Raw genomic sequence first — 25,062 nt, forward strand, 5'->3', positions numbered from 1 at the left:
CGAGGGTGAATTTAATTTTTAACTATTCTAATCCAGTCACCATCTGTGACATGTAAGCTTTCTGCAACCTGTGGTGATATAACTGCTTGCTTTGCGGTTTCACGTAATAAAATTGGCGCTTGTACTGCTCTAAAGTCAGCAATTTTACTGTTGCACAAAATGTAATTGTTGCTGTTATCTACATCGCCAATAATCACTTGGCATCGCGAGCTTTCTTGAATTGAACGAATATCACGTATTTTTGCTTCAACAGTAGGACCTGCATCAAAAATATCTACATATCCACGACGACTAAAACCTTCTGCCTCTAATAGTCTTAGTGCAGGAACGGTTTTGTCATGTACTTTATCAATTACTTGTTGTGCATCTTTACTGAGTAAGCTGACATAGATAGGGTATTTGGGCATTAGCTCTGCGATAAACTCTTTTTTACCAATACCGGTGAGATAGTCAGCGGTTGGAAAGTCCATCGAAAAGAAATGCTCTTCAAGCCAGTTCCAAAAGGGAGAACGGCCTTCATCATCAGATACGCCACGCATTTCCGCGATTACGGTATCTGAAAAACGTTCTAAATGTTCGGCAATAAAAAGAAAGCGCATGCGAGATAGAAAGCGTCCATTATTGTTTTTACGATGGCTTTCCGATAAAAACAAGGTGCAAATTTCTGTTGCGCCAGTGTAGTCATTGCATAGTGAAAGTGTTTCTACAGTATTGTAGACATTGAGCTCTCGAGAGCTATGTACAACTTTACCTACGTGGTAATGGTAAAAAGCGTCTTCAAGACCTACGGCAGCTTCAATACCACTAGTTCCGACTACTTCTCCTGTTTCGCTATCTTCCATGACAAAAAGATAGCCTTCATTGCCAGGGGTGATTACGTCGCGATGAAAAGATGCTTCTGAGTGTGCAATTCGTTGTGAAAGTAGCTCTTCATTTACTGGTAAAGAGGTAAATCCATGGCCAGACTCTACGGCAATTTTGTGTAACGCATCGTAATCGTTATGTCGAATAGGGCGAATAATGATCATAATTACTTCTCAACGTGGATGGGTCTCTCATCGCTGAGAAACCCTTCAAAAGTTAAGCGTTAGCTACTTTTGCAACGGCACGCTCAAATCGAGCTAAACCTTCTAAAATATCATCATTAGGAATAACTAATGAAGGTGCAAAACGAACAACACTTGCGCCAGCAACGAGTGTCATTACACCTTCTTCCATCGCAGCAACAAGAAATTCTTTTGCTTTGCCTTGATAATCATCTGCAAGTACACCACCAATCAATAAACCTTTACCACGGATTTCTTTAAAGACATGATATTTTTCATTAATGGCATTTAAGCCTTCAACATATAGTGCTGCTTTTTCTTTTACGCCGTTTAATACTTTTGGATCATTTACAGTATCAAATGCAGCTTCCGCTACCGCACACGCTAATGGGTTGCCACCATAAGTGCTGCCATGAGTACCTATTTTAAGATGTTTAGCAATTTCAGTTGTTGTTAACATCGCACCAATTGGGAAACCACCGCCAAGTGCTTTAGCTGTTGTTAAAATATCAGGTGTAACATCTAAGCCCATGTAGGCATATAAATCACCTGTTCTGCCAACACCAGTTTGAACTTCATCAAAAACTAGTAGCGCATTGTTTTCATTACATAATTCACGCACACCTTTAACAAATTCTGCGGTTGGAGAAATAATGCCACCTTCACCTTGTAAGGGTTCCATAACTACGGCACATGTTTTTTCTGAAATTAATGCTTTTACACTTTCTAAGTCGTTATATTCGGCATGAACGACATCGCCAGGTTTTGGACCGAAGCCATCTGAATAGGCTGCTTGACCGCCAACGGTTACGGTGAAAAACGTTCTACCATGAAAACCTTGTTTAAAGGCAATAATTTGTGTTTTGTGCTCACCGTGAACATCTAATGCCCAGCGACGTGCAAGCTTTAATGCTGCCTCATTAGATTCTGCCCCTGAATTGGCAAAATAGACTTTTTCTGCAAAGGTATTATCTACAAGTTTTTTAGCTAAACGCAATGCTGGTTCATTGGTCATTACATTCGAAAGGTGCCAAATTTTTTCACCTTGCTCTTTTAGCGCGCCAACGAGTGCTGGGTGACAATGGCCTAAGCAGTTTACTGCGATACCACCAGCAAAATCGATAAACTCTTTACCTTGCTGATCCCAAACGCGAGAACCTTCGCCTCTTACTGGAATTACTGCAGATGGTGCATAATTAGGTACCATTACTTCATCAAATAATTCACGGCTGACCGGTTGGTGATTACTCATTTTGTACTCCTTAAGTTCGGGAAGCTATTTTGTTTTGTTTAACTAAGTGCTTAGCAGCAGTGATGCTCAATAATAGCTCACTTTTACTGCTATGCGAGTTGTTCAATAAATAAAGTGTATTTACCTTTGTGGTATAAAAGTTTTGCGAGAAATTAATTACAAATTACGAGGCAAAAAAGTGTAGTAAAAATATACACCAAAGATAAACACATACGAGGCATTATGACAGATAAAACAATTGTTGTCTCGCTTGTAAGTGCTCGAAAGCCTTGTAAAACAAGGGGTTTGTAGTTTTTATTCAGTTATATTGCATAACTATAATGTATTAAAAATTTGCTTAAAATTAATGAGGCTTAGGTGTATTTGCATGTTTTTAGAGCATTAAATTTTTACAATGCTTTCATATTTACTCAAAAAAAAATTTTGAGATGCTGCCATTTTTGCTACCAACTAAAGCTATTTTTCCGGCATTTAGCCACAAATTCACTCATAGGCTTGGACTGTGTTTAGTGATTAAAGGTGAGTTTAATGTGATCTATGTCTGTTTTTTTCAAATGAGCTATTTCTGCTTTAGTGAGCTTTACGCTACTTAGCAAAGATTTTGCTTCGGATGACGATATCATTTCGTCTGCTGCTAAGTTGCGATACATAACATAAGCTTTAGCTTTTGCGACTAATTTTGCTATATCGGTCATAGCGCTAAAATCGTCAGTATAGGCAAGATCAAAGACTGGCTCAGTAATCATTAATCTATCAAAACGCATCAGTTCTACAAGATCCGCACTTACTGTTGCGCTTCTGCTAATAAGTTGCTGGTGTAATAACTCGGGTGACAGGTCAAACTCAACCAGGACGTCATGTAATCGCTTATCTTTGTTGTCAAAGGCGTCTTTTAATGCCTCTTTATGTAAATCATTGTATATTTGTATGAAGCAACGGGTAACCGCCATTAGGCCTATGTTGCTAAACATACCAGCTGAAAATGCGGTAAATGTATCTTGGTGATGAAACTTTGCTAGTGCTTGAGACGCTAACGCTATAGTAACCGCATCATTCCACAGTTTCCTTTTCATTAAACCAAATGGTGAAGTACTGGTAGGAAGCCAGTGTTTTAACATGAAAGTTGGCATTACCAATTTAAGGTTTTCTAACCCAACATAAGTTAATGCTAAATTTGGTTCGGTAACTTGTACATCTGCCCGCTTTCTATATTGTGGTTTGTTCACCAGGTTAACGAGTTCATCCGCTAACCAAGGCAGTGAATTTACCAGTGGTGCAATACGCTTAACCGAAGCCGCTTTTACTGCGAGTATTTCCATAATGTCGGGCGCAGCATCTTCAATTTGCAGCACATCAGTATATAAACTTTCCTTTTGATCAAAGGCATTGTTAACATGCGTGTTTACTGTGGTAAAAAACTTACTCATCATTTGGTGCTTAAAGTGATTTTTACCATGTTCTTCGATAAGACGTTCTTGCTTGGCTTTCTCTTCTACAGCCAGTAACTCTCGACGTCGGTTTTCTTGTTCGCTGTTTTGTTTGGAAATAACTGACGTGATCGTATGATCGCTATCTACGTATTCTTTGCCAATTGTTAGCGCAATAGCTTTTTGGTAAATCGGGGCAATGTTGTCGTTATTTTCAAATAATTTCATTAGATATCTAGCGTTAAATATGACTGATGGTTTTCGATGTGCATTGTTAGGGTAACGTTTAATTTTATCTATTTAAATACAATTATAGTGAGAGTATTGAGAAATAAAATTATTTAATAACTGATGTCCTTGTTCAGTCATTACTGATTCTGGGTGAAACTGTACGCTTACAATGGGGAAGTCCCGATGTGCGAGCCCCATTATTTCTTTAACTTCACCTTGACTATTTTCTGTCCAAGCTGTTATCTCCAGCATAGACGGTAAGGTGGCAATATCAACAATCAATGAATGGTACCTAGTTACGGTTAACGGTTGATTTAAATTGAAAAAGACTGATTTTTGTTGGTGGTGAACTTGGCTTGTTTTACCATGCATGACTTGCGTTGCCTTGATGACATTTGCACCAAAAACTTGAGCAATGCATTGATGGCCTAAACAAACACCTAAAATAGGCACTTTTCCAGCGAAGTGTTCAACAACTTTTAAGGATATGCCTGCTTTATCTGGATCGCAGGGGCCAGGTGAAATTACAATATACTTGGGTGCTAACTTTTCGATTTCCTTAAGCGTAATTTCGTCGTTGCGAAAGGCAATAACTTCTTGTCCAAGTGACTGAAAATAATGAACAAGATTGAAAGTAAAAGAATCGTAATTGTCGATCATTAATAACACGAAAATAGGCCCTGTCGTTACTAGCGTTATGGTATGCGAGGGCTATTCTAAAGTGATAGCCTCGACAATTCATCAACTATTTTTGATCGTGCTAATGTGTAATGAACGTGTTATCACGTTATTTCATAAACTGACTGCCCTTTTGCATAGCGACGACACTAAATAAGGTTACTAACAAACATAATGCCAGTGATTGAATCGTATTGCTTGGTATGTTTATCATCGATAAAGCAGCGTTTACATTAGCTTGCGAACTTAAAATAAATGTATCGTTAAGTGTTTGCAACAACGCAGTATTCTCTACAAATAGAAAGAGTACTATCGAAGACCCTATCATTGAAATAATCACGCTTACGACAAGAAAAATGCTTCGCCATTTTTGATAGCGATAAATATCGTCCATTACTTGTTCAGTAAAATGATCATCGTTAACAGACGGCAACGGTTGTTTAAGAAGCTGTTCTATATTATCCATGTTATCTCCTTATGCCACCTCAGGTTGGTTGTTAATGTTACCATCATTGGTCATTAGCTGAGTGAGCTTTTCTTTACCACGCTTACAGTGTGACTTTATAGTCCCCAGAGGTTTCTCTAGAATTTCAGCACATTCTTGTTGTGTATAACCGAAAGAAAATACTAAGGTTAAACACGTACGTTCTTCGGTAGAAAGTGCTGCCATTGCTCGTTCTAAATCCCACTGAATTGTTTGGTTTGCAGTATCTGCGCTTTCATCAACCTGTTCAATATATTCTTCGGTTACTTGCTTACGTCGTAAATGCTGAAGAAAACTATAATAGGCAATACGAAATAACCATGATTGAAACTTCCCCTTACCGCTAAACTGAGCGATGTTTCGAAAAGCTTGAACAAAACACTCTTGAGCGATGTCATCGGCCAATGCATGATCGGGTGCTGTTAATCTGCGGCAATATTGGCGCAAAGGTTGTTGATAGAAAGCGACGAGCTTACCAAATGCCAGGTTATCACCGTGAATAATAACCTGGGCAATGAGTGAACTTTCATCCTGTAATGGCATTTTATATGCCTTATTCAGTTTTCGGTTGTACTTTATGGATGATGATACAAGCGATACCAAGCATGAGGGGGAAAATTGATAACCAAGAAAACTCGACGCTTTGTACAGCAAATTTACCGTAAAAGAAGATGGCTATTGCAATACTGATAGCAATAATTCCGCGTGATAAATCTCTATTTTTGTCATTTGAGTTTGGTTTTGAAATACTGGCAATGAGCTCAGCAGATAATTCCTGCCCACTGTCTATCAGCTTTTGTACAGTGACCTGTTGAGCATTCTTAATTTCCGTATAGTAATTAACGATACGCCATAAAATAACGGCGATACAAATAAATAAAACCACAGGTATGAATACTTCTACATTAAACATAACGTTTCCTAAAATTTTTGGGTCTTATTGGATAAGATGCGCATAAACGTAATTTGGATGCAACGATAGGAACTTTTTTCTGTCACTCATTAATTATTGATAATAATGTTATTTGTTAAGGTGAAGATAAGCCCATTCGATGCTTATAAGCCAATAATTGGGCTTGCGCTTGCGCAAGTGATGTTGTTTTAAAGCAAACGTGCTCGCTAGGTCGTTTTTGACTCAACCGATAGACATCTGTTTGAATTACAGTACCAAGTACCGGGTAACCGCCAATGGTTTGTCTTGCTTTCATGAGTACAATTGGCTGACCATCTGGTGGTAATTGAATCGTGCCTAAGCTAACCGGTTTTGAGAGACGTTGCTCATCAGTTTCTACTGTAATAGCTTTGCCTGTCAGGCGATAACCCATTTTATTACTGTTCGTGGCAATGCAATAACGCTGATCTAAAAACGTTGATTGGTGATGAGGTGTCCATGCATTAAAGAAGTTACTGGGTATAAACCTTAAGGTTAATGTCTGTTCGCCAGGTTGATGAAAAAATAACGAGCGCTCCTTGTTTAGCGGCTTACCTTTAGTATTTTTGATTGTAGATGATTCAGAGAAAGCAAAACGATCGCCAGCAACTATCGGTTGGATATGTCCATCAATATGACTTTCATGTGAGGTAAAGCTGGCACTTTCAAGCCATTTTTTACAGTTAATCCCCCCTTTGATGCTGATATAACTATATAGCATGTTTTTCGGTGTTTTTAACTGAAGGGTGTCGCCAGCATTAAGCGAAAAGCGTTGACGAGAGGGAGCTAATTGGTGATTTATCAGTATTTCACAAGGTGCGCCTGTTATAGCTATATCACAGGGTTGGCTAACGTTGAGTGTTACGTTGCCCATAAATACTTCGAAAGCGGGTGTATTTGCTGCGTTACCGAGTAATTGATTGGCGAGTAAAAAGCTATACTCATCGGCGGCACCTGAGGCACTAAAGCCACAGTGTTGTGCTGCTGCACGACCTAGATCTTGAACGGAAATATTATTATTACATTTAGCGACAGTGATCATGGCGTTATAATCTCGTCGATATTTCCGCCCATACTGATAAAATTCTCTTTAGAAATTGGCGTAAAACTAACAACTTGCCCAAGTGTAATCGTTGGCGAAAATGTCTCATTTTGTGTGCTATACATTGGCATCGGTGTGAAGCCAATAATATGCCAACCACCAGGGCTAATATTTGGATAAACGGCCGTTTGTTGACCGGCAATAGCGACTGCGCCGCGCGGTACTTTGACGCGAGGACTAGCTTTTCGCGGGAGGTGCAACGTTTTGTCAAGAGAAGCGAGGTAACAAAATCCTGGCGAGAAGCCATGTGCATAGGCAATGTATTTATTTTCGCTATGATTCGCAATCACGTCTGTTGTTGATAATGACAATTGATGCGCAACGTTTTTCAGGTCAAAACCTTGGTAATAAACAGGGATCACTAGTTCAGGTACTTTGTCTAAATTATGTTGTAAATCAGTAGGGGTTGCTGTGTGTTCAATTATAACGGCAAGTAACTGTTGATAGGTGATCAAGTCAAATCGATAATAAACTATCAGGCTGTTGTAACTGGATACAAGTTCAATGACTTTGTGCTTTAACGTTGAGGTTAACTGTGTTTTTAATTGGTTGATCGTTTGTTGAATCGTTGGCGAGATCACTTCTTGCCACTCGATGAGCACAGCATCTTCGCTAATAGCAGAAATTTCAACTTGTTCGGTCGTATTCATCAATTTGCTGCCTAATTTGTTTGACTATCGCAAGCGCATGCTCGTTGTCACCATGAACACATAAACTTTTCACACTAAGTGGCAGAGTTTTTCCCGACGTTGATGTCATGTGACCTGTGTTGAGAAGATTCGCGATGTTCTGTTTAACTTGTGTACTATCGTTTACCATAGCATATGAATGAGAACGTGGCACCAATAGACCGTTATCTTGGTAGTTCCTATCGGCAAAGGCTTCGGAAATGATTGAAATATTGTAGTGCTTGGCAATGTGGATAAAAGGAGCCATATTAGGTAAAGCTTGTATCATCAGTGAAACATCAGTAAACATTTGTGCGATAACGTGACAAAGCGTGGTAAAAATGTCGTGATCTTTCATCATATCGTTATATAAAGCGCCATGTGGCTTTACATAACGCAGTTGAGTACCATTTAACTCACATAATTGAGAAAATGCCGCCAATTGATAATGTAAAACAGATTCAAGTGCCGGTTGTGAAAGTGGCATCGTCACGCGACCAAAATTAGCTTTGTCAGGATAGCTAGGGTGAGCGCCGATAGCGACATTATGTTTGATAGCGAGTTGTATTGTGTGGCTTATCGTTTGAGGGTCTGATGCATGCAAGCCACAAGCAATATTGGCCTGATCAATAAACGGCATAAGTAAGGCATCGTTGTCATGCACTTTTTCGCCAAGATCACAATTGAGTAGTATTGGCATTTTTACCCTGATGTTAGTAGTAAATCTGATTGTGGAATTGAGCTGCAAGCAAGTATATATCCTTGCTGTTTTTCCTCATCGGTTAATCCATCATCTGCAAGTTGTTTCACGTCCCCACTTGCTAATTTTATTTTACAGCGACCACACATACCACCTCGACAAGAATAAGGTAAAATTAGTCCGGCTTCTTCACCTTGATCTAATATTGGCTCTTGTGTATTACCTTTATGGGAAGTTCCCCAAGAATCGAATACTAAATTAACATTTTTGGGCACTTTCTTTGGTTGTATTGTTTCTTTAGATGGCTCTTTGCTCACTTTAGATGGCTTGCTATAAAGCGGCGCTGCTTGTTGCGCTAATATCGTTACTTGGTCACCTTGGCGTATTGTACCTTTGTTCAATGCCACCATATTTTGACCAAAAATAACGTCACCATTTGCAAGTTGTCTGTATTGTTTTAGAGTCGCTAGAGGCTCCTGTTTCGCGTGCTTTTCACCTGTAACAGGATCTACCGTTGTAAAGATACAACGACTACAGGGTTTTGTGATTTCAAATTCGACTTCACCGATACGAATATGTTGCCAAGTGTCTTCTGCAAAAGCTTCACTGTTAGCCACAACAATATTAGGGCGAAACTGTTTCATGCTGACTTGATGGTTTTTTAACCGCTTATTAAGATCATCTAAAGTTGCTTGTGTTGTAATGAGTAATGGATAACCGTCAGCAAAAGCGACTTGGTTATTGCGATTTTTAACATAGCGCGTAGACCGTTCAGCAAAAAAGTGTAACTGGCAAGGTATGCCTAAGTATTCACTAAACCACTTATCGTAGTGCTGATGGCAATACAGTGCTTCTATATTATCATTCCACACAGTTATATCATGGTATTGTTCGCTAAACTGGCGGCTTTTTATTTCAAGAACCGGCATATCAGGAGCAGTGAGTACAAGGCCCTCTGGTGTAATATTTACCGTAATCAAGCAAAGTTTTGGTTGGGTTCGCGCGGTGATAAATTGACCATTGAGCTCAGTCACAACAAAACGTCGATCAAAACTTAAACCATATTCATCTGCCCAAGCATGTGATAAATCGATTCCCGCGGCAGATTTAATTGGATAAATGTGTAGTGATTGAACTTCTAGGATAGACACTATGCTTCCCTCTAAAGTGATTTAACCTAATTCTGGCAAACCCTAGATCTAAGTGCAATTGCATTTTTAGGATATTTTACCTTACCCGCTCTAATTGCTTAAAACGGCGAGAATTTGAGGTGAGTTAAAGTACAATTTCAGGTATATTGCTGACAATTTAGTGACTTTCACTTTGATTGATAGGAAAAGTATGCATCTTCATATTCTCGGTATTTGTGGCACCTTTATGGGTGGTATCGCCGCCATTGCTAAACAATTAGGCCATCGTGTTACAGGGTGCGATGCTAATGTTTATCCGCCAATGAGCACACAACTTTCCGAGTTAGGTATTGAACTGAAGCAAGGGTATCTCATTGAGCATTTAGCGGATGAACCTGATTTAGTTATTGTTGGCAATGCTATGACACGTGGCAACGAAATGGTCGAATATGTCCTTGATCGTAATATTCCATATACATCTGGTCCGCAGTGGCTTCTTGAACATGTGTTAAAAGATCGATGGGTACTAGCCGTAGCAGGCACGCATGGAAAAACAACAACTAGCTCTATGTTGGCGTGGATTTTGGAATATGCCAAACTCACACCCGGTTTTTTAATTGGTGGTGTACCGCAAAATTTTGACTGCTCGGCACGATTAGGAAACTCTCCTTTTTTTGTTATTGAAGCCGATGAGTATGACACCGCATTTTTTGATAAGCGTTCTAAGTTTGTCCACTATAGACCCAGAACGTTAGTGATGAACAATATGGAATTTGATCATGCCGATATTTTCAATGACCTCGGTGATATTCAAAAGCAGTTTCATCATTTAATTCGTATGGTACCAAGTAATGGTCTAGTGCTTGCGCCTGCAAAAGATCATGCGATTAGTGAAACATTAGCCATGGGGTGCTGGACACCAACGGAAGTAACGGTTGATGATGCAAATAAACAAGATGGTTGGCACGCTGAGAAGCTTAATGATGAAGGTAGTGAGTTTGTCGTTAGCTTTAAAGGGCAAGTGCAAGGGACGGTTAATTGGTCACTAATAGGGGATTTTAATATCGAAAATGGCTTAATGGCGATAGCAAGCGCTCGGCATGCAGGGGTACCAAGTAAAGTTGCTATTGAAGCCTTATCCGAATTTGTGAATACGAAAAGACGATTAGAGTTACGTGGAGAAGTACAAAAAGTTCGCGTTTTTGATGACTTTGCGCACCATCCAACAGCGATAAAAAAAACACTTAGTGCAATACGTGCAAGCGTTGGGCAAGGGCGAATACTAGCGGTATTAGAGCCAAGATCAAATACAATGAAATCAGGTGTTCATAAAGATACATTGGCAAGTTCGCTTGCTAATGCCGATTTATCGTTTGTTTATCATGATGATAAAGTGACATGGTCAGTAGACAAGCTAATACAGGACTGCCAACAGCCGTGTGTTGTAGATAATGATATACAACGCTTTACTGAGACCATACTTAATAAAGTGCAACCTGGTGATACAATTGTGGTAATGAGTAATGGCGGTTTTGCTGATATTCACGATAGATTACTAACAGGTTTAGCGGAAATATAATGAGATAATAATGAGCGACTTTAACGGAAAGATAACATTAGCGATCACCGGCGCATCAGGTTCACCGTATGCGTTAAGGCTGATGGAATGTTTAGTGGCAGCCAACTATCAAATTTACCTACTTATATCCAGTGCTGCACGCGTTGTTTTGGATACTGAAGCTAATATTAAAATTCCTGCTTCTCCTGAAGCTTCAAGTAAATTTTTTACTGAACACTTTCAAGCGAAACCAGAGCAAATTGTCGTATTTGGTAAAGAACAATGGTTCTCTCCGGTAGCGTCGGGCTCTGCTGCACCTAAAACAATGGTAGTTTGTCCGTGCTCTACAGGTACGTTGGCTGCGATCAGTCAAGGTATGAGCGACAATTTGATTGAACGTGCAGCAGATGTTGTTATTAAGGAACGTGGCCAGTTAATTATGGTACCTAGAGAAACACCTTTTTCTACGATACACCTACAAAATATGCTAACGCTTTCTCAAATGGGGGTAACTATCATGCCTGCAGCCCCTGGCTTTTACCATAATCCTGAATCAATAAATGATTTGGTAGATTTTATGGTCGGTAGGTTACTTGACCATTTAAGCATTCCACAAGATATTATGCCGCGCTGGGGTTATCAAAAATAATCTCTTAAGCTCGGCGTTTACCGTAAATATATTCTCGTTTATCTCATCAAGATTGAACCTTTGTATACAATTATGCTTTAGTATCTGCATAAATGGCAGATTACTAAGGCATGCTGTTACTTGAAGTTACAAGGATGTCTAGTAATAAAATGATAACGATAAACAAATAGGATATACAAATGCCTCAAAAGTCACTTCAGGTATTGTCTACTGTTACACTGGCTCTTGTATTGTCAATGACAAGTGGACACAGTGCTGCTGAAGACAAATCAAAAGAAAGTAATGATGAAAAATGGTCGGTAAATGCGCCTCAAGGGCAATTTGTCACCGCTAATATTGATGTTACTCAGGGGACATGGATGAATGTCGATGTCAGTCCCGATGGAAAAACCATCGTATTCGATCTCCTCGGTGACATATATACCATGCCAATTACAGGTGGAAAAGCAACGGCATTAATGACTGATATAGCATGGCAAATGCAACCAACGTTTAGCCCTGATGGAAAACATATTGCCTTTACATCGGATCAAGGTGGTGGTGATAATTTATGGGTGATGAATGTCGATGGCTCTGCCGCAAAACCTGTTACCAAAGAAACATTTCGTTTACTAAATAGTCCTGCATGGTCACCTGATGGTGAATATCTAGTAGGTCGTAAACATTATACCGGTAGACGTTCTCTAGGCGCAGGCGAAGTATGGCTGTACCATAAGTCAGGTGGTAGCGGTGTTATGTTAACTAAGCGCCCTAATGAGCAAAAAGACTTGGGTGAACCTGCTTTTTCTCCAGACGGCCGTTATGTGTATTTTTCACAAGATGCAACACCAGGTAAGTATTTTGAATACAGTAAAGATTCAGAGTCTGGTATTTATCATATAAAACGTTTCGAATTAGAAACGGGTAAGATTAAAACGATTATTTCAGGTAAGGGTGGAGCAATTAGGCCTGTACCTTCGCCAGATGGTAAAAAACTTGCTTTTATAAGTCGCGATGATTTTCAGTCAAACTTGTATCTTTATGACTTAAAAACAGGTGAAGAAACGTTAGTGTATGAAAACCTTGATCGTGATATGCAAGAAACCTGGGCGATACATGGTGTTTACCCTGATATGGCATGGTTACCCGATAACAGAACGCTTGTCTTTTGGGCGGGTGGTCAAATTAATCGTTTAGATACTAAATCTGGGAACGCGACAGTCATACCGTTCCATGTGCAAACGCAAAAGAAAATACAAGCAGCATTGCGCTTTGAGCAAGACTTAGATCAAAATGAATTTGATGTAAAAATGCTGCGTGATATTGAAATATCGCCAAATGGCGAAAAGGTTGTATTTGAATCAATGGGGCATATTTATGTGCAGGCATTGTCAAAAGGTAAAACGAAAGGACCCGCCAAGCGTTTAACGAGGCAAAATAACCACAGAGAACTAAACCCAAGCTTTTCTCGTGATGGTAAAAAAATCGTGTATACCACATGGGACGACAACAAATTCGGCAGCGTAAAGATAGTTTCATCTCGTGGTGGCAAAGGTAAAACGATTTCAACTGAGCCGGGCAAGTATATCGAACCTACATTTTCTCCTGATGGTAAAACCGTTGTTTATCGAAAAGTGCAAGCTGGTGCAATTCTGAACCCTAAGTGGGGGTTAAATGCCGGTGTGTATCAAGTACCGGCTAAAGGTGGTGAGGCAACGTTAATTACAGAGTCAGGCTATGCACCTCATTTTGGCGCGCGTAATGATCGTATTTATCTAACGCAAGGCGGCAAGAAAACACAGTTATTTAAAATTGATTTAGATGGTCAACATAAGCAGGCGCTCTATCAAGGAAAGTTTGCCACTGAATATCGCGTATCACCGGACGGAAAACATGTTGCGTTTGCAGAACGGTTTAAAGTATTTGTTACGCCATTTGTTGAACGTGGCAGTGTTATAGATACCGGGCCAAGTGCTAAAAACTTTCCTGTTAAGCAGCTTTCTACTAGAGCAGGTGAAGGTATCAGTTGGCATGGTGATGCTAAAAGCTTGTATTGGAATTTAGGTGCAGACCTGTATCAAGCATCCGTTGATAAGCTTTTTGATTTCTCAGCCGACGACGAAAAAACCGAAAAAATAGAGCCTTTGGTTACCTCATTAAGTTTTAAACACAAAATAGATAAACCAGAGGGTATGACGGCTTTTGTGGGTGGTAAAGTTGTTACCATGGATAAGCAAGGCGTTATTGATGACGGTGTTGTTTTAGTAAAAGCTAATAAAATTATCGCTGTAGGTAGTAAAGGAGATGTATCCATTCCAAAAGGAGCACAGGTAATTGATGTTACTGGAAAGTCGATTGTACCTGGACTTATCGATGCCCATGCGCATGGACCACAGGCTAGCTATCAAATTATTCCCGAACAAAATTGGAAGAATTTAGCGGGTCTGTCATTGGGAGTTACAACTATTCATGACCCATCAAATGATACATCAAGCTTTTTTGCGGCGAGTGAAATGCAAAAAGCAGGTAAGATTGTAGCCCCTCGATTGTTTTCAACAGGGCGTATTTTATATGGTGCTGCATCTGCTGGTGCTACTGCGCATGTAGATAGCTTGGATGATGCTAAATTTCATATAGAACGTTTAAAAAAGGCCGGCGCATTTTCGGTTAAAAGCTATAATCAGCCACGTCGTGATCAGCGCCAACAGTTTATTCAAGCGGGTCGAGAAATGAGTGTAATGGTGGTTCCTGAGGGGGGCTCATTATTACAGCATAACCTTACAATGCTTGTTGATGGTCATACAACGTTAGAACATTCAATTCCTACTGCTGCTATTTACGATGATATTAAACAGCTTTGGTCATATTCTTCAATGGCTTATACACCTACAATGGGTGTTTCTTATGGTGGAATTTCTGGTGAACATTACTGGTATGATACAACCGACGTGTGGAAACATCACCGCTTGAGCAAGTATGTACCAAGTGAAGTACTTGATCCTCGTTCGATGCGTCGTACTAAAGCACCGTTGCATCATTATAACCATTTTAATGTCGCGAAAGTTGCAAAAGAAGTACAAGATCTTGGCGTATTGGTAAATGCCGGCGGTCATGGTCAACGTGAGGGCTTGGCAATGCATTGGGAAATTTGGATGATGGCGCAAGGCGGTATGTCACCTATTGAAGCATTAAGCACCGCGACAATAGCACCGGCTAAGTCTCTAGGATTAGACAAAGACCTAGGTTCATTAACACAAGGTAAACTTGCTGACTTGATTGTCATTGATGGTGATATCACACAAGACATTCGTTTATCGGATCAAATCAGTTATACCATGATAAATGGGCGTTTATATAATGCGGAAACCATGAATGAAATTGGTAACAATAAAGTGACAAGAGATAAGCTTTATTTCGAATAAAGATATGTTTATTTGACAGTGAAAGCCGGCTTAATAAGTCGGCTTTTTTATGGCGTTTGTCACGTCCTTAAATGTGTTTATTCTGTTAGGCGTTTATTAAGAACTCTCAAAAATCGGCAATAAAAAAGCCTTACCGAAGTAAGGCCTGAAATGCTCGCTGTATGGTCTAGTTTTACTAGCTTCTTATTAATTCTGCTTTTTTATTATTATTGTTTTCTGTTAGCGCGGGACAATTTATAGCAAAGGGAATTTCGCCATGCAACAACTTTATTAGAGCATTTATACCACGAGTTTTTTCGTAATAACCCTTGTTAGCGTAATGTTAATAGGCATTTAAAAAGTGATGGTAACTTTACCTTGCTTAAAGGCTATGAATTCATTGGTTTTTCTAGCTGTATCGATGTGTTGTTATTTTGAACAGTACTGATTTGGAGTTGTTAACAAATCAATAAATAAAATTTAAATTAATTTTGTATTTTTCATTTTACAAAGAATTGACTGGCGAAAGTGCCACAAAGATTTGTTGAAATCTGTATCAAGAATTTGATGTAGAACATAGATCAATATATAGCGCGGTGATAGAATGCGCGCATTATTTTTATCGGATGCATTTTTAATGACTGAATTGAAAAACGACACTTATTTACGTGCTTTGCTTCGCCAACCTGTAGACTACACGCCTGTTTGGATGATGCGTCAGGCAGGACGTTACCTTCCTGAATACAAGGAAACACGAAAAGATGCAGGTGATTTTATGGCATTATGCCGTAACACTGAGCTTGCTACCGAGGTGACACTTCAGCCATTAAGACGTTTCCCGTTAGACGCCGCTATTTTATTTAGTGACATTTTAACGATCCCTGACGCGATGGGGTTAGGTCTATATTTCGAAACTGGCGAAGGACCAAAGTTTGAGCGTCCAATTACCTGTAAAGCAGATGTTGATAAAATTGGTCTGCCTGATCCAGAAGTTGAATTGCAGTACGTGATGAATGCGGTGCGTTCTATTCGTAAAGCCTTAGATGGTTCTGTGCCACTTATTGGTTTTTCTGGTAGCCCTTGGACATTGGCTACTTATATGATTGAAGGCGGCAGTTCTAAAGCTTTTACTAAGATCAAAAAGATGATGTATGCAGAACCACAAACACTGCACTTATTACTTGATAAATTAGCCGATTCAGTTATTAGTTACTTAAACGCACAAATCGCTGCTGGTGCTCAATCGGTGATGGTTTTTGATACTTGGGGCGGGGTGTTATCGCCACGGGATTATAAAGATTTTTCTTTACAATATATGGAGAAAATTGTTGATGGTTTAACGCGTCAAAATGATGGAAGACGAGTGCCAGTAACCTTATTTACTAAAAATGGTGGCATGTGGCTTGAATCCATTGCAGCAACGGGTTGTGATGCCGTTGGCTTAGACTGGACAATTAACATTGAAGATGCCAAAGCGCGTGTTGGAGATAAAGTTGCACTGCAAGGCAATATGGACCCATCAATGTTATACGCACCTAAAGAACGTATTGAAGAAGAAGTTGCGACAATTCTAAAAGGCTTTGGTACTGAAAAAACAGGGCATGTATTCAATTTAGGACATGGTATTCATCCAGATGTTAATCCAGATCATGCGGGTTACTTTATTGATGCAGTGCATCGCTTAAGTAAACCGTTTCATTTGTAAACGAATATAAAAAAGGGGTTAGGTACAATTTAGGCATAAATTGTACCTGACCCCTTTTTTTATCTATTGAATAACGTGGTTTTAGAACAGTCGATTAAGACCATTTAATGCCGCGACACGAAATGCTTCAGCCATTGTAGGATAATTGAACGTGGTATTTACAAAATATTCAATGGTATTACCTTCGCCTTTTTGTTGCATAATGGCTTGTCCGATGTGAATAATTTCTGCCGCGTTTTCGCCGAAGCAGTGAATGCCAAGAATTTCTTTTGTTTCTCGGTGAAAGAGTATTTTCAGTGTGCCTACCAAGCTATTAGCAATTTGTGCTCGCGCTAGATGCTTAAACTGTGAACGACCTACTTCGTAAGGTATTTTCGCTTCGGTAAGTTCTTGCTCTGTCTTACCTACTGAGCTTATTTCTGGAATGGTATATATGCCTGTTGGGATATCGGCAATCAGTTTGGCAGTACTTTTATTATCCATCATCGCTGATGCTGCGAGACGACCTTGATCATAAGCAGCACTTGCTAAACTTGGATAGCCAATAACATCTCCCACTGCGTATATGTTGTCGACTTCCGTTTGATAAAGATCATTGACTTTAAGCTGTCCTCGGCCATCGGCTTTTAAACCTGCATTTTCGAGTTTTAGCGCTGCTGTATTACCTGTTCGTCCATTTGCCCATAACAAGCAATCAGCTTTCATTTTTTTGCCAGACTCTAAATGAACAACAACGTGTTCATCATTAGCATCCACACGTTTTATTTGCTCCCCATGGCGTATAACAACACCATTATTCCAGAAGTGGTAGCTTAAGGCATCAGACATTTCGTCATCAAGAAAGGACAATAATCGGTCACGCGTATTGACTAAATCAACCTTAACACTCAGCCCCCGAAAAATTGAGGCGTATTCACTACCAATAACACCTGCACCGTATATGATCACAGAACGTGGGTCATGTTTTAAGGATAGTATGGTATCTGAGTCGTATACTCTTGGATGATTAAAATCAATATCATCAGGGCGATATGGATGCGACCCTGTAGCAATGACTATTTGCTCTGCGGTAACTGTCTCTATTGAACCGTCTGGTTTGACAATTTTAAGTGTGTTTTTATCTTCAAAAGAAGCTTCACCAACAATATGTTCTACGCGGTTTCTGTCATAAAACCCACTACGTAATTGAACTTGTTTACGAATTACCGCTGAGGCATGGCTTAAAATATCCGAAAACGTTAGATGTTTTGCTTTTTCGTGCTGCCTAAAAAGTGGATTTGAATTGTACTCAATAAGTCGGGAAACACTTTGTCTTAATGCTTTAGAGGGAATAGTGCCCCAATGCGTGCAGCCACCACCAACATCTTTATAACGTTCGACGATTGCAACACGTTTATTCTTCTTCGCAAGCTCCATTGAGGTGCCTTCACCCCCTGGGCCTGTACCAATAATGATAGCGTCGAAATCAAAAGTTATTTTATTGTTTTTAGAAGAAGTATTTTTAGCCAAGATGGAAACCTTAATTCCTGCCGATAATTAAAAAATTTTAGCAGGAATTAGTATCTAGGTAAATTTATAGATGTGCTAGGCCAGCACTAATAAATTGTTTTTTATGCGACTTTTTCAAGAAAAAATTGCCAACTGCGCTGTTGTTGCTGCAAATTGAATTTGATTTCCTTGTAACGTAACAGTAAATCTGATTTTTCTACATCTGCAATTAACTGTTCACGTTTGCTGAGTAAAAGCTGTTTTTTAACTTCATAAAAGTCATTCAATTTCAGCATTAAATTGTCATATTCTTGTTGAAGTCGCTCTAGCAGTTGATCAGCGTTGGGGTGTGTAGCAAGTTTGAGTTGCTTCCTTTTAAGTTCCATTGATACGCGCGCCTTTATAATTTTATCTTCAGGGCTGACGCGTAATTTATGTGTTAGTTTCAAAAATTCACAGCTTTTGATCAGCCATTTTGTTGGGTCAAATTGCCACCAACGAATGCCATTACGGTAGTCATTTTCGAAGTTATGATGGAAGTTGTGGTAGCCTTCGCCAAAAGTAAATAACGCAAGTATGCCATTATCTCGAGCAGTGTTCTTTTCGCTATAAGTTTGCTTACCCCAAATATGTGCTAATGAGTTAATAAAAAACGTTGTATGATGACTAAGTACGAGCCTAAAAAAGCCAATTAATAGCAGTGCACTAATGACATCACCGTGTATTACACCAAAGAGTAGTGGAATACCTATATTGGTAAGTAGTACCAGCGTTAAATAATGTTTGTGCTGCCACATGACAATGGGATCTTTTTGCAAATCTCTTACATTGTCATAATCGTTATATCGGTGAGATTGATATTCTCGTAACATCCAACCAATATGAGAAAACCAAAATCCGCGCTTTGCTGAGTATGGGTCAACATCATTTTTATCAACATGCTTGTGATGAATACGATGGTCTGAAGACCAGTGTAAAGCACTATTTTGCAGCGCAAATGCGCCACCAATGGCATAGATAAACCTGAGAGACCAATGAGCTTGGTAAGTTTTATGTGACCACAAACGATGATAGCCAGCAGTGATAGACATACCACAATAACAGAAACAAGCAATTGCCATTAATATTTCGGCGCCATCAAAGCCATGTGTCAATGCGCGGTATGGAACAGCAATGGCTGCAATTAAAAAGGTGATGGCAAAGACGGAAACGTTTAGCCAAATAATCTTAGGTTTTTTCATTAATCACTCGATTAATTTATTTTCAGTGTACAAGTGTAAGCTATTTTAAATTCACCTCATCCATAGTCAAGTATTGTTTTATTAAGATTTGAAGAAAGTTGATACAATGTTAAGAGTACAACTGTATGTAATTGTGTATTGGATATTTCCCCTTAGCGTGTTATTTGAGTATCATATAAACTTATTACCTTTGTTTAATTAGAGCACTATGAGCGGTATTCGCGCCCAACAAAAAGAAAAAACCCGTAGGCAAATTATTAACGCAGCATTAAATCAATTGAGCGCTGAGCGAAGCTTTTCTAATTTAAGCTTAAGAGAAGTTGCAAAAGAGGCAGGGCTAGCACCAACATCTTTTTATCGCCACTTCTCTGATATGGATGAGCTAGGGTTAACGTTGGTTGACGAAGCGGGTTTAACACTCCGTCAATTAATGCGCCAAGCAAGACAACGCATAGAAAAAGGTGGTTCTGTGATCAAAATCTCAGTACTTACCTTTATGGAGTTTATTGAAAACAATGGTAATATTTTCCGCTTATTATTGCGTGAACGCTCTGGTACATCACCTGCATTTAGAGCCGCGGTAAATCGAGAAATTAGCTACTTTACGCTAGAGTTGTGTGACTATTTGCAACAGGCGAATAGACTTGATGCGGAAGTTGCCTACTTGCAAGCAAATGCGGCAGTGACGATTGTGTTTAGTGCAGGGTCGGACGCACTTGATGCTGATAGAAAAGAGCGTGAATTGCTATCTGAGCGAACGATTCAACAATTGCGCTTCATCGCTCGAGGAGCGATGGAGCTAGCAAACCGTATAGAGAGTAACAAACCCGTACCGCTTTAATGTTATTTACGGGTTAAAATAACGCCTGTTTCGATATGATGGGTGTAAGGAAACTGATCAAATAACGCCATCTTTTCTATATTATGTGTTTTCGTAAGTTGCTGTAAATTATCAACTAGGGTTTCAGGGTTACACGATATATAAATGATAGTATTGAAACGACTGACAAGTTCAACACTGTCAGGATCTAACCCCGCACGTGGAGGGTCTACTAACACTGTTTCATAACTGTATGTTGTTAAATCTAAATCAGCTAAGCGGCGAAAGCTTTTTTCGCCATTCATTGCTTGGCTAAATTCTTCACTAGACATTCGGATTATTTCGACGTTAGATAATTGGTTATCAGCAATATTTTTTTGGGCAGATTTTACTGATGTTTTTGAAATTTCAGTACCAAGTACTCGATCAAAGTTTTCTGCTAATGCGATACTGAAGTTTCCGTTGCCACAATATAACTCGACAAGATCGCCGCCTTTATTCTGGGTTGCATTTTGTGCCCAAGTAAGCATTTTTTCGTTTACGCCAGCATTTGGTTGAGTAAAGCCATTCTCTATTTGTTGATAGACATATTGTTTTTGATTAACCGTTAGAGTTTCGCTTACATAATCTTTATCGACGATAAGTTTTTGCTTGCGTGCACGACCTATGAAATCAATCGGGCAAATTTTGGATAACTTTTCTTTAAGTTGGCGACACTGACTCAACCATTGATCATCGAGTTGCTTATGATATAGCAGACTAATTACAGCTTCACCGCTCAGTGTCGTTAGAAAGTCTACTTGAAATAACTTGCGACGCAATAATTCGTTATTTCTAATATTTTCAAGTAAAGCAGTCATTAAGATATTTATTAATGTACTTGCGACAGGAAACGTATCTACACGATATTTCTGTTTAGTCTCTTGATTAAACATTATATAAAACAGATCTTCGCCTTCATGCCAGACGCGAAATTCAGCTCGCTGCCTATAATTTAACGGTTGAGAACTAAAGACTTCAAATGATGTGGTAGTCAAAGAACTAAATAACTCCGTCATTTTATGCTGTTTTTCTGTTAGCTGAGATTCATACAGTGCTGGGTCGATATGACTAAACATAAGGTGCCTTTAGTTGGTCGAACTGTGAGTGCGCAGATTTTAGCGCCCAGTTTCTCTTTGTCTAGTTTTTAGTATTATTTTTATCTATAGCCTGTTTATTCAATAGGGACAAATGAGGACGTGAATGTTTGCTACTTTTCATCGATTAATCAAGTTAGGGCTTAAACATAGATAAACCTCAAAGCGGATATTTTATATTAGTGAGTCAGTTGTGTGCGGTTAACAACAGGAAGATAATTAAATTCTGTTAATGTCAAAATGCTGCTTATATATCGACGTATATAAAGTGATAACATCATCGTATGATGTTTTGATATGTTGTTATTCAAGCTAGTAAGATAGAGCACCTGAAGTATTTATCTTGAAGTAAGATTTTATATCTCAGACATGTATTGGTTTGCAAAGCAAAGTATTTTCAATATTTGAATTATATTAATGCTTAAGGTAAAAAAACCGCCTATCTAAAGCGGTTTTTTATTAATATAAGTATGTTATTCATTATCAAATTGTTTTTCGGGTCGTTCTTTTGCTTCTCTAACTTTAAGGGTTCTTTGTTGAAATTCTGAATCATTTAGTTTCTTAATTGCACCATCAACATCATCAGCAGCCATTTCTACAAACCCGAAGCCTCTTCTTTTACCTGTATGTTTGTCTTTCATTAATCTAACGGAATGCACTTTACCGTAATCAGAAAAAAGAGCTCGTACAGCTCCTTCATTTGCTCGGTAAGGTAAATTACCTACATAAAGTGTTTTAACATCAGTTGTAGCACTTTCTGAAGCATTGCTTGTAAATAACGATGTTATTATTGCGCTCACAAATACCAATATTGCAACAACTATTGCACTTGCTTCTATATAGATAGAAATAAAATAAGCAACAATAGCGCATACTATGGCTACTAGTATTTGTGTAGTTTTCGGAGAAGTCATATTAAAGATTACCTAATTATTATTTTTAAAATACAAAATTTAATTGCAAATACATGTTACCGCGCTTTTCCTATTGTGCAACAAGTTAGCGTAATTAAAGCGTTGATTAAATAAAACGAAAATGTATATAACATTAGAAATGCAGTTAATATTCGAATAATGTGCAATAAATAGCGAATAAAACGACATATTGTGTATTAAAACGGCAAACAAACAAAATAATGAAAAAAGTACTTGATCCATTTTAGAAGATCTCTACAATGCGCTCCACTTCTCGGGGACAAGCCAAGAAGCGGTTTTGAAGATGTTTTTTATTTCATTGAAGTAAAAAACAGTAACACAAAAAATTATTTAAAAAGTTAAATAAAAAGTGTTGACAACGAAACTGAGATGCGTAAAATGCGCATCCGCTCTCAACGGTAGAGCAGACACTAAGCACGAATGAGATGCCTAGTGAAATCGAAAGATTTAAGTTCTTTAACAATTAGTTATCATGCAATTTGTGTGGGCACTCACAGTGATGATGTTTTACCAGTAACTTAGGTTACAAAAATGTCTTAGTGAATGTTCATACAAAAACTTATTTAAGTTTTTACTTTTTGTCTAACTTTTTAAAGTAAGTCAAAAAGATGTACAGAATTCATTGAGCAGCATCTTCGGATGCACAAACGATTTTTTAATTGAAGAGTTTGATCATGGCTCAGATTGAACGCTGGCGGCAGGCTTAACACATGCAAGTCGAGCGGAAACGAAGAGTAGCTTGCTACTCTGGCGTCGAGCGGCGGACGGGTGAGTAATGCTTGGGAATATGCCTAGAGGTGGGGGACAACAGTTGGAAACGACTGCTAATACCGCATAATGTCTACGGACCAAAGGGGGGGCTCTTCGGACCTTTCGCCTTTAGATTAGCCCAAGTGAGATTAGCTAGTAGGTAAGGTAATGGCTTACCTAGGCGACGATCTCTAGCTGGTTTGAGAGGATGATCAGCCACACTGGGACTGAGACACGGCCCAGACTCCTACGGGAGGCAGCAGTGGGGAATATTGCACAATGGGGGAAACCCTGATGCAGCCATGCCGCGTGTGTGAAGAAGGCCTTCGGGTTGTAAAGCACTTTCAGTCGTGAGGAAAGGGTGTAAGTTAATACCTTGCATCTGTGACGTTAGCGACAGAAGAAGCACCGGCTAACTCCGTGCCAGCAGCCGCGGTAATACGGAGGGTGCGAGCGTTAATCGGAATTACTGGGCGTAAAGCGTGCGTAGGCGGTTAGTTAAGTCAGATGTGAAATCCCGGAGCTCAACTCCGGAACTGCATTTGAAACTGGCTAACTAGAGTATTGTAGAGGGTGGTGGAATTTCCAGTGTAGCGGTGAAATGCGTAGAGATTGGAAGGAACATCAGTGGCGAAGGCGGCCACCTGGACAAATACTGACGCTGAGGCACGAAAGCGTGGGGAGCGAACAGGATTAGATACCCTGGTAGTCCACGCCGTAAACGATGTCAACTAGCTGTTTGTGTTCTTGAAACGTGAGTAGCGTAGCTAACGCGCTAAGTTGACCGCCTGGGGAGTACGGCCGCAAGGTTAAAACTCAAATGAATTGACGGGGGCCCGCACAAGCGGTGGAGCATGTGGTTTAATTCGATGCAACGCGAAGAACCTTACCATCCCTTGACATCCAGAGAATTTTCTAGAGATAGAATTGTGCCTTCGGGAACTCTGAGACAGGTGCTGCATGGCTGTCGTCAGCTCGTGTTGTGAAATGTTGGGTTAAGTCCCGCAACGAGCGCAACCCCTATCCTTATTTGCCAGCGAGTAGTGTCGGGAACTCTAAGGAGACTGCCGGTGATAAACCGGAGGAAGGTGGGGACGACGTCAAGTCATCATGGCCCTTACGGGATGGGCTACACACGTGCTACAATGGTACATACAGAGGGCAGCAAGACCGCGAGGTGGAGCGAATCCCATAAAGTGTATCGTAGTCCGGATCGGAGTCTGCAACTCGACTCCGTGAAGTCGGAATCGCTAGTAATCGTAGATCAGAATGCTACGGTGAATACGTTCCCGGGCCTTGTACACACCGCCCGTCACACCATGGGAGTGGGTTGCAAAAGAAGTGGCTAGTTTAACCCTCGGGGGGACGGTCACCACTTTGTGATTCATGACTGGGGTGAAGTCGTAACAAGGTAACCCTAGGGGAACCTGGGGTTGGATCACCTCCTTATCTTGAAGTAAGACAGATTATTGTTGAGTGTTCACACAAATTGCATAGATAACGAATATAGAAGAAGTCACCCTGACTAAGTCTAAAAAGGGGCTATAGCTCAGCTGGGAGAGCGCCTGCCTTGCACGCAGGAGGTCAGCAGTTCGATCCTGCTTAGCTCCACCAATACTTCTTCATAAAGAACGAAAGACCAAATTAAAGGTTACTTTTTAGTGATTTTCAATTTGGTTTTTTTAACCAAGTTTTTAACCGAATGCGTGTTGATTACTACTTCTTTAACAATCTGGAAAGCTGATATTTAT

20 protein-coding genes, 1 tRNA gene and 1 rRNA gene are annotated in these 25,062 nt (G+C 39.7%); 7 read left to right on the top strand and 15 right to left on the bottom strand.

The features are described 5' to 3' along the window. Positions 1-11: 11 nt before the first annotated feature. From astA to QUE09_RS02305, 11 genes are all read right to left on the bottom strand, one after another. Entirely contained in the window at positions 12-1,028 is a 1,017-nt protein-coding gene (astA, locus tag QUE09_RS02255) for an arginine N-succinyltransferase (protein WP_286234583.1), read from the bottom strand. Positions 1,029-1,080: 52 nt separating this feature from the next. Next, positions 1,081-2,298: an aspartate aminotransferase family protein gene (locus QUE09_RS02260; RefSeq protein ID WP_286234584.1), complete on the bottom strand. Its 1,218-nt coding sequence runs from the start codon at positions 2,296-2,298 to the stop codon at positions 1,081-1,083. Between the two features lie 506 nt (positions 2,299-2,804). Next, positions 2,805-3,953: an HDOD domain-containing protein gene (locus QUE09_RS02265; protein WP_286234585.1), complete on the bottom strand. Its 1,149-nt coding sequence runs from the start codon at positions 3,951-3,953 to the stop codon at positions 2,805-2,807. 72 nt (positions 3,954-4,025) lie between these two features. Continuing rightward, positions 4,026-4,625 carry an anthranilate synthase component II gene (locus tag QUE09_RS02270; protein WP_286234586.1) on the bottom strand — a complete coding sequence of 200 codons (600 nt, stop codon included), beginning with the start codon at positions 4,623-4,625 and terminating at the stop codon, positions 4,026-4,028. A 118-nt stretch (positions 4,626-4,743) separates the two neighbouring features. Continuing rightward, entirely contained in the window at positions 4,744-5,100 is a 357-nt protein-coding gene (locus tag QUE09_RS02275; RefSeq protein WP_286234587.1) for a hypothetical protein, read from the bottom strand. Between the two features lie 9 nt (positions 5,101-5,109). Further along, positions 5,110-5,661 carry an RNA polymerase sigma factor gene (locus QUE09_RS02280; protein WP_286234588.1) on the bottom strand — a complete coding sequence of 184 codons (552 nt, stop codon included), beginning with the start codon at positions 5,659-5,661 and terminating at the stop codon, positions 5,110-5,112. A gap of 10 nt (positions 5,662-5,671) precedes the next feature. Then, on the bottom strand, positions 5,672-6,031 hold the full coding sequence (locus QUE09_RS02285) for a DUF6249 domain-containing protein (RefSeq protein ID WP_286234589.1): 360 nt from the start codon (positions 6,029-6,031) through the stop codon (positions 5,672-5,674). A 115-nt stretch (positions 6,032-6,146) separates the two neighbouring features. Further along, entirely contained in the window at positions 6,147-7,091 is a 945-nt protein-coding gene (locus QUE09_RS02290) for a 5-oxoprolinase subunit C family protein (protein ID WP_286234590.1), read from the bottom strand. Beyond that, on the bottom strand, positions 7,088-7,801 hold the full coding sequence (locus QUE09_RS02295; RefSeq protein ID WP_286234591.1) for a 5-oxoprolinase subunit B family protein: 714 nt from the start codon (positions 7,799-7,801) through the stop codon (positions 7,088-7,090). The genes QUE09_RS02290 and QUE09_RS02295 overlap by 4 nt, the downstream gene beginning before the upstream one ends. Continuing rightward, entirely contained in the window at positions 7,779-8,519 is a 741-nt protein-coding gene (locus QUE09_RS02300; RefSeq protein WP_286234592.1) for a 5-oxoprolinase subunit PxpA, read from the bottom strand. Before QUE09_RS02300 ends, QUE09_RS02295 begins: the two co-directional genes overlap by 23 nt. A gap of 2 nt (positions 8,520-8,521) precedes the next feature. Further along, on the bottom strand, positions 8,522-9,670 hold the full coding sequence (locus QUE09_RS02305; protein WP_286234593.1) for a YcbX family protein: 1,149 nt from the start codon (positions 9,668-9,670) through the stop codon (positions 8,522-8,524). A gap of 190 nt (positions 9,671-9,860) precedes the next feature. Here QUE09_RS02305 and mpl point away from each other — a divergent pair, with 190 nt between their 5' ends. The 4 genes from mpl (at position 9,861) to hemE (ending at position 16,941) form a co-directional block, all read left to right on the top strand. Beyond that, complete coding sequence (mpl, locus tag QUE09_RS02310; protein ID WP_286234594.1) at positions 9,861-11,228, top strand: UDP-N-acetylmuramate:L-alanyl-gamma-D-glutamyl-meso-diaminopimelate ligase; 1,368 nt, start codon at positions 9,861-9,863, stop codon at positions 11,226-11,228. A 10-nt stretch (positions 11,229-11,238) separates the two neighbouring features. Beyond that, complete coding sequence (locus tag QUE09_RS02315; RefSeq protein WP_286234595.1) at positions 11,239-11,856, top strand: flavin prenyltransferase UbiX; 618 nt, start codon at positions 11,239-11,241, stop codon at positions 11,854-11,856. Positions 11,857-12,035: 179 nt separating this feature from the next. Then, entirely contained in the window at positions 12,036-15,257 is a 3,222-nt protein-coding gene (locus QUE09_RS02320; RefSeq protein ID WP_286234596.1) for an amidohydrolase family protein, read from the top strand. 616 nt (positions 15,258-15,873) lie between these two features. Further along, positions 15,874-16,941, top strand: a complete 1,068-nt coding sequence (gene hemE / locus QUE09_RS02325) for a uroporphyrinogen decarboxylase (protein WP_286235865.1) — start codon at positions 15,874-15,876, stop codon at positions 16,939-16,941. An 81-nt stretch (positions 16,942-17,022) separates the two neighbouring features. Here hemE and sthA read toward each other — a convergent pair whose 3' ends face one another. Further along, positions 17,023-18,450 (bottom strand): Si-specific NAD(P)(+) transhydrogenase, encoded by a 1,428-nt coding sequence (gene sthA / locus QUE09_RS02330; RefSeq protein WP_286234597.1) that lies wholly within the window; start codon positions 18,448-18,450, stop codon positions 17,023-17,025. Between the two features lie 101 nt (positions 18,451-18,551). After that, the gene (locus QUE09_RS02335; RefSeq protein WP_286234598.1) at positions 18,552-19,670 is read right to left on the bottom strand and encodes an acyl-CoA desaturase; all 1,119 of its coding nucleotides are present in this window, start codon (positions 19,668-19,670) and stop codon (positions 18,552-18,554) included. 208 nt (positions 19,671-19,878) lie between these two features. Here QUE09_RS02335 and fabR point away from each other — a divergent pair, with 208 nt between their 5' ends. Beyond that, entirely contained in the window at positions 19,879-20,511 is a 633-nt protein-coding gene (gene fabR / locus QUE09_RS02340; protein WP_286234599.1) for an HTH-type transcriptional repressor FabR, read from the top strand. A 2-nt stretch (positions 20,512-20,513) separates the two neighbouring features. On the opposite strand, the gene trmA is transcribed toward fabR, so the two are convergent. Both trmA and QUE09_RS02350 read right to left on the bottom strand, forming a co-directional pair. Further along, complete coding sequence (gene trmA / locus QUE09_RS02345; protein ID WP_286234600.1) at positions 20,514-21,608, bottom strand: tRNA (uridine(54)-C5)-methyltransferase TrmA; 1,095 nt, start codon at positions 21,606-21,608, stop codon at positions 20,514-20,516. A 491-nt stretch (positions 21,609-22,099) separates the two neighbouring features. Beyond that, entirely contained in the window at positions 22,100-22,540 is a 441-nt protein-coding gene (locus tag QUE09_RS02350) for an RNA recognition motif domain-containing protein (RefSeq protein ID WP_286234601.1), read from the bottom strand. 677 nt (positions 22,541-23,217) lie between these two features. On the opposite strand from QUE09_RS02350, the gene QUE09_RS02355 reads away from it, so the two are divergent. Then, positions 23,218-24,760 (top strand): 16S ribosomal RNA (locus tag QUE09_RS02355). Between the two features lie 89 nt (positions 24,761-24,849). Then, positions 24,850-24,925 (top strand) — tRNA-Ala (locus QUE09_RS02360). Positions 24,926-25,062 lie beyond the last annotated feature (137 nt).

Origin of the sequence: Thalassotalea sediminis, from assembly GCF_030295915.1 — a bacterium.
Lineage (GTDB): Bacteria > Pseudomonadota > Gammaproteobacteria > Enterobacterales > Alteromonadaceae > Thalassotalea_C > Thalassotalea_C sediminis.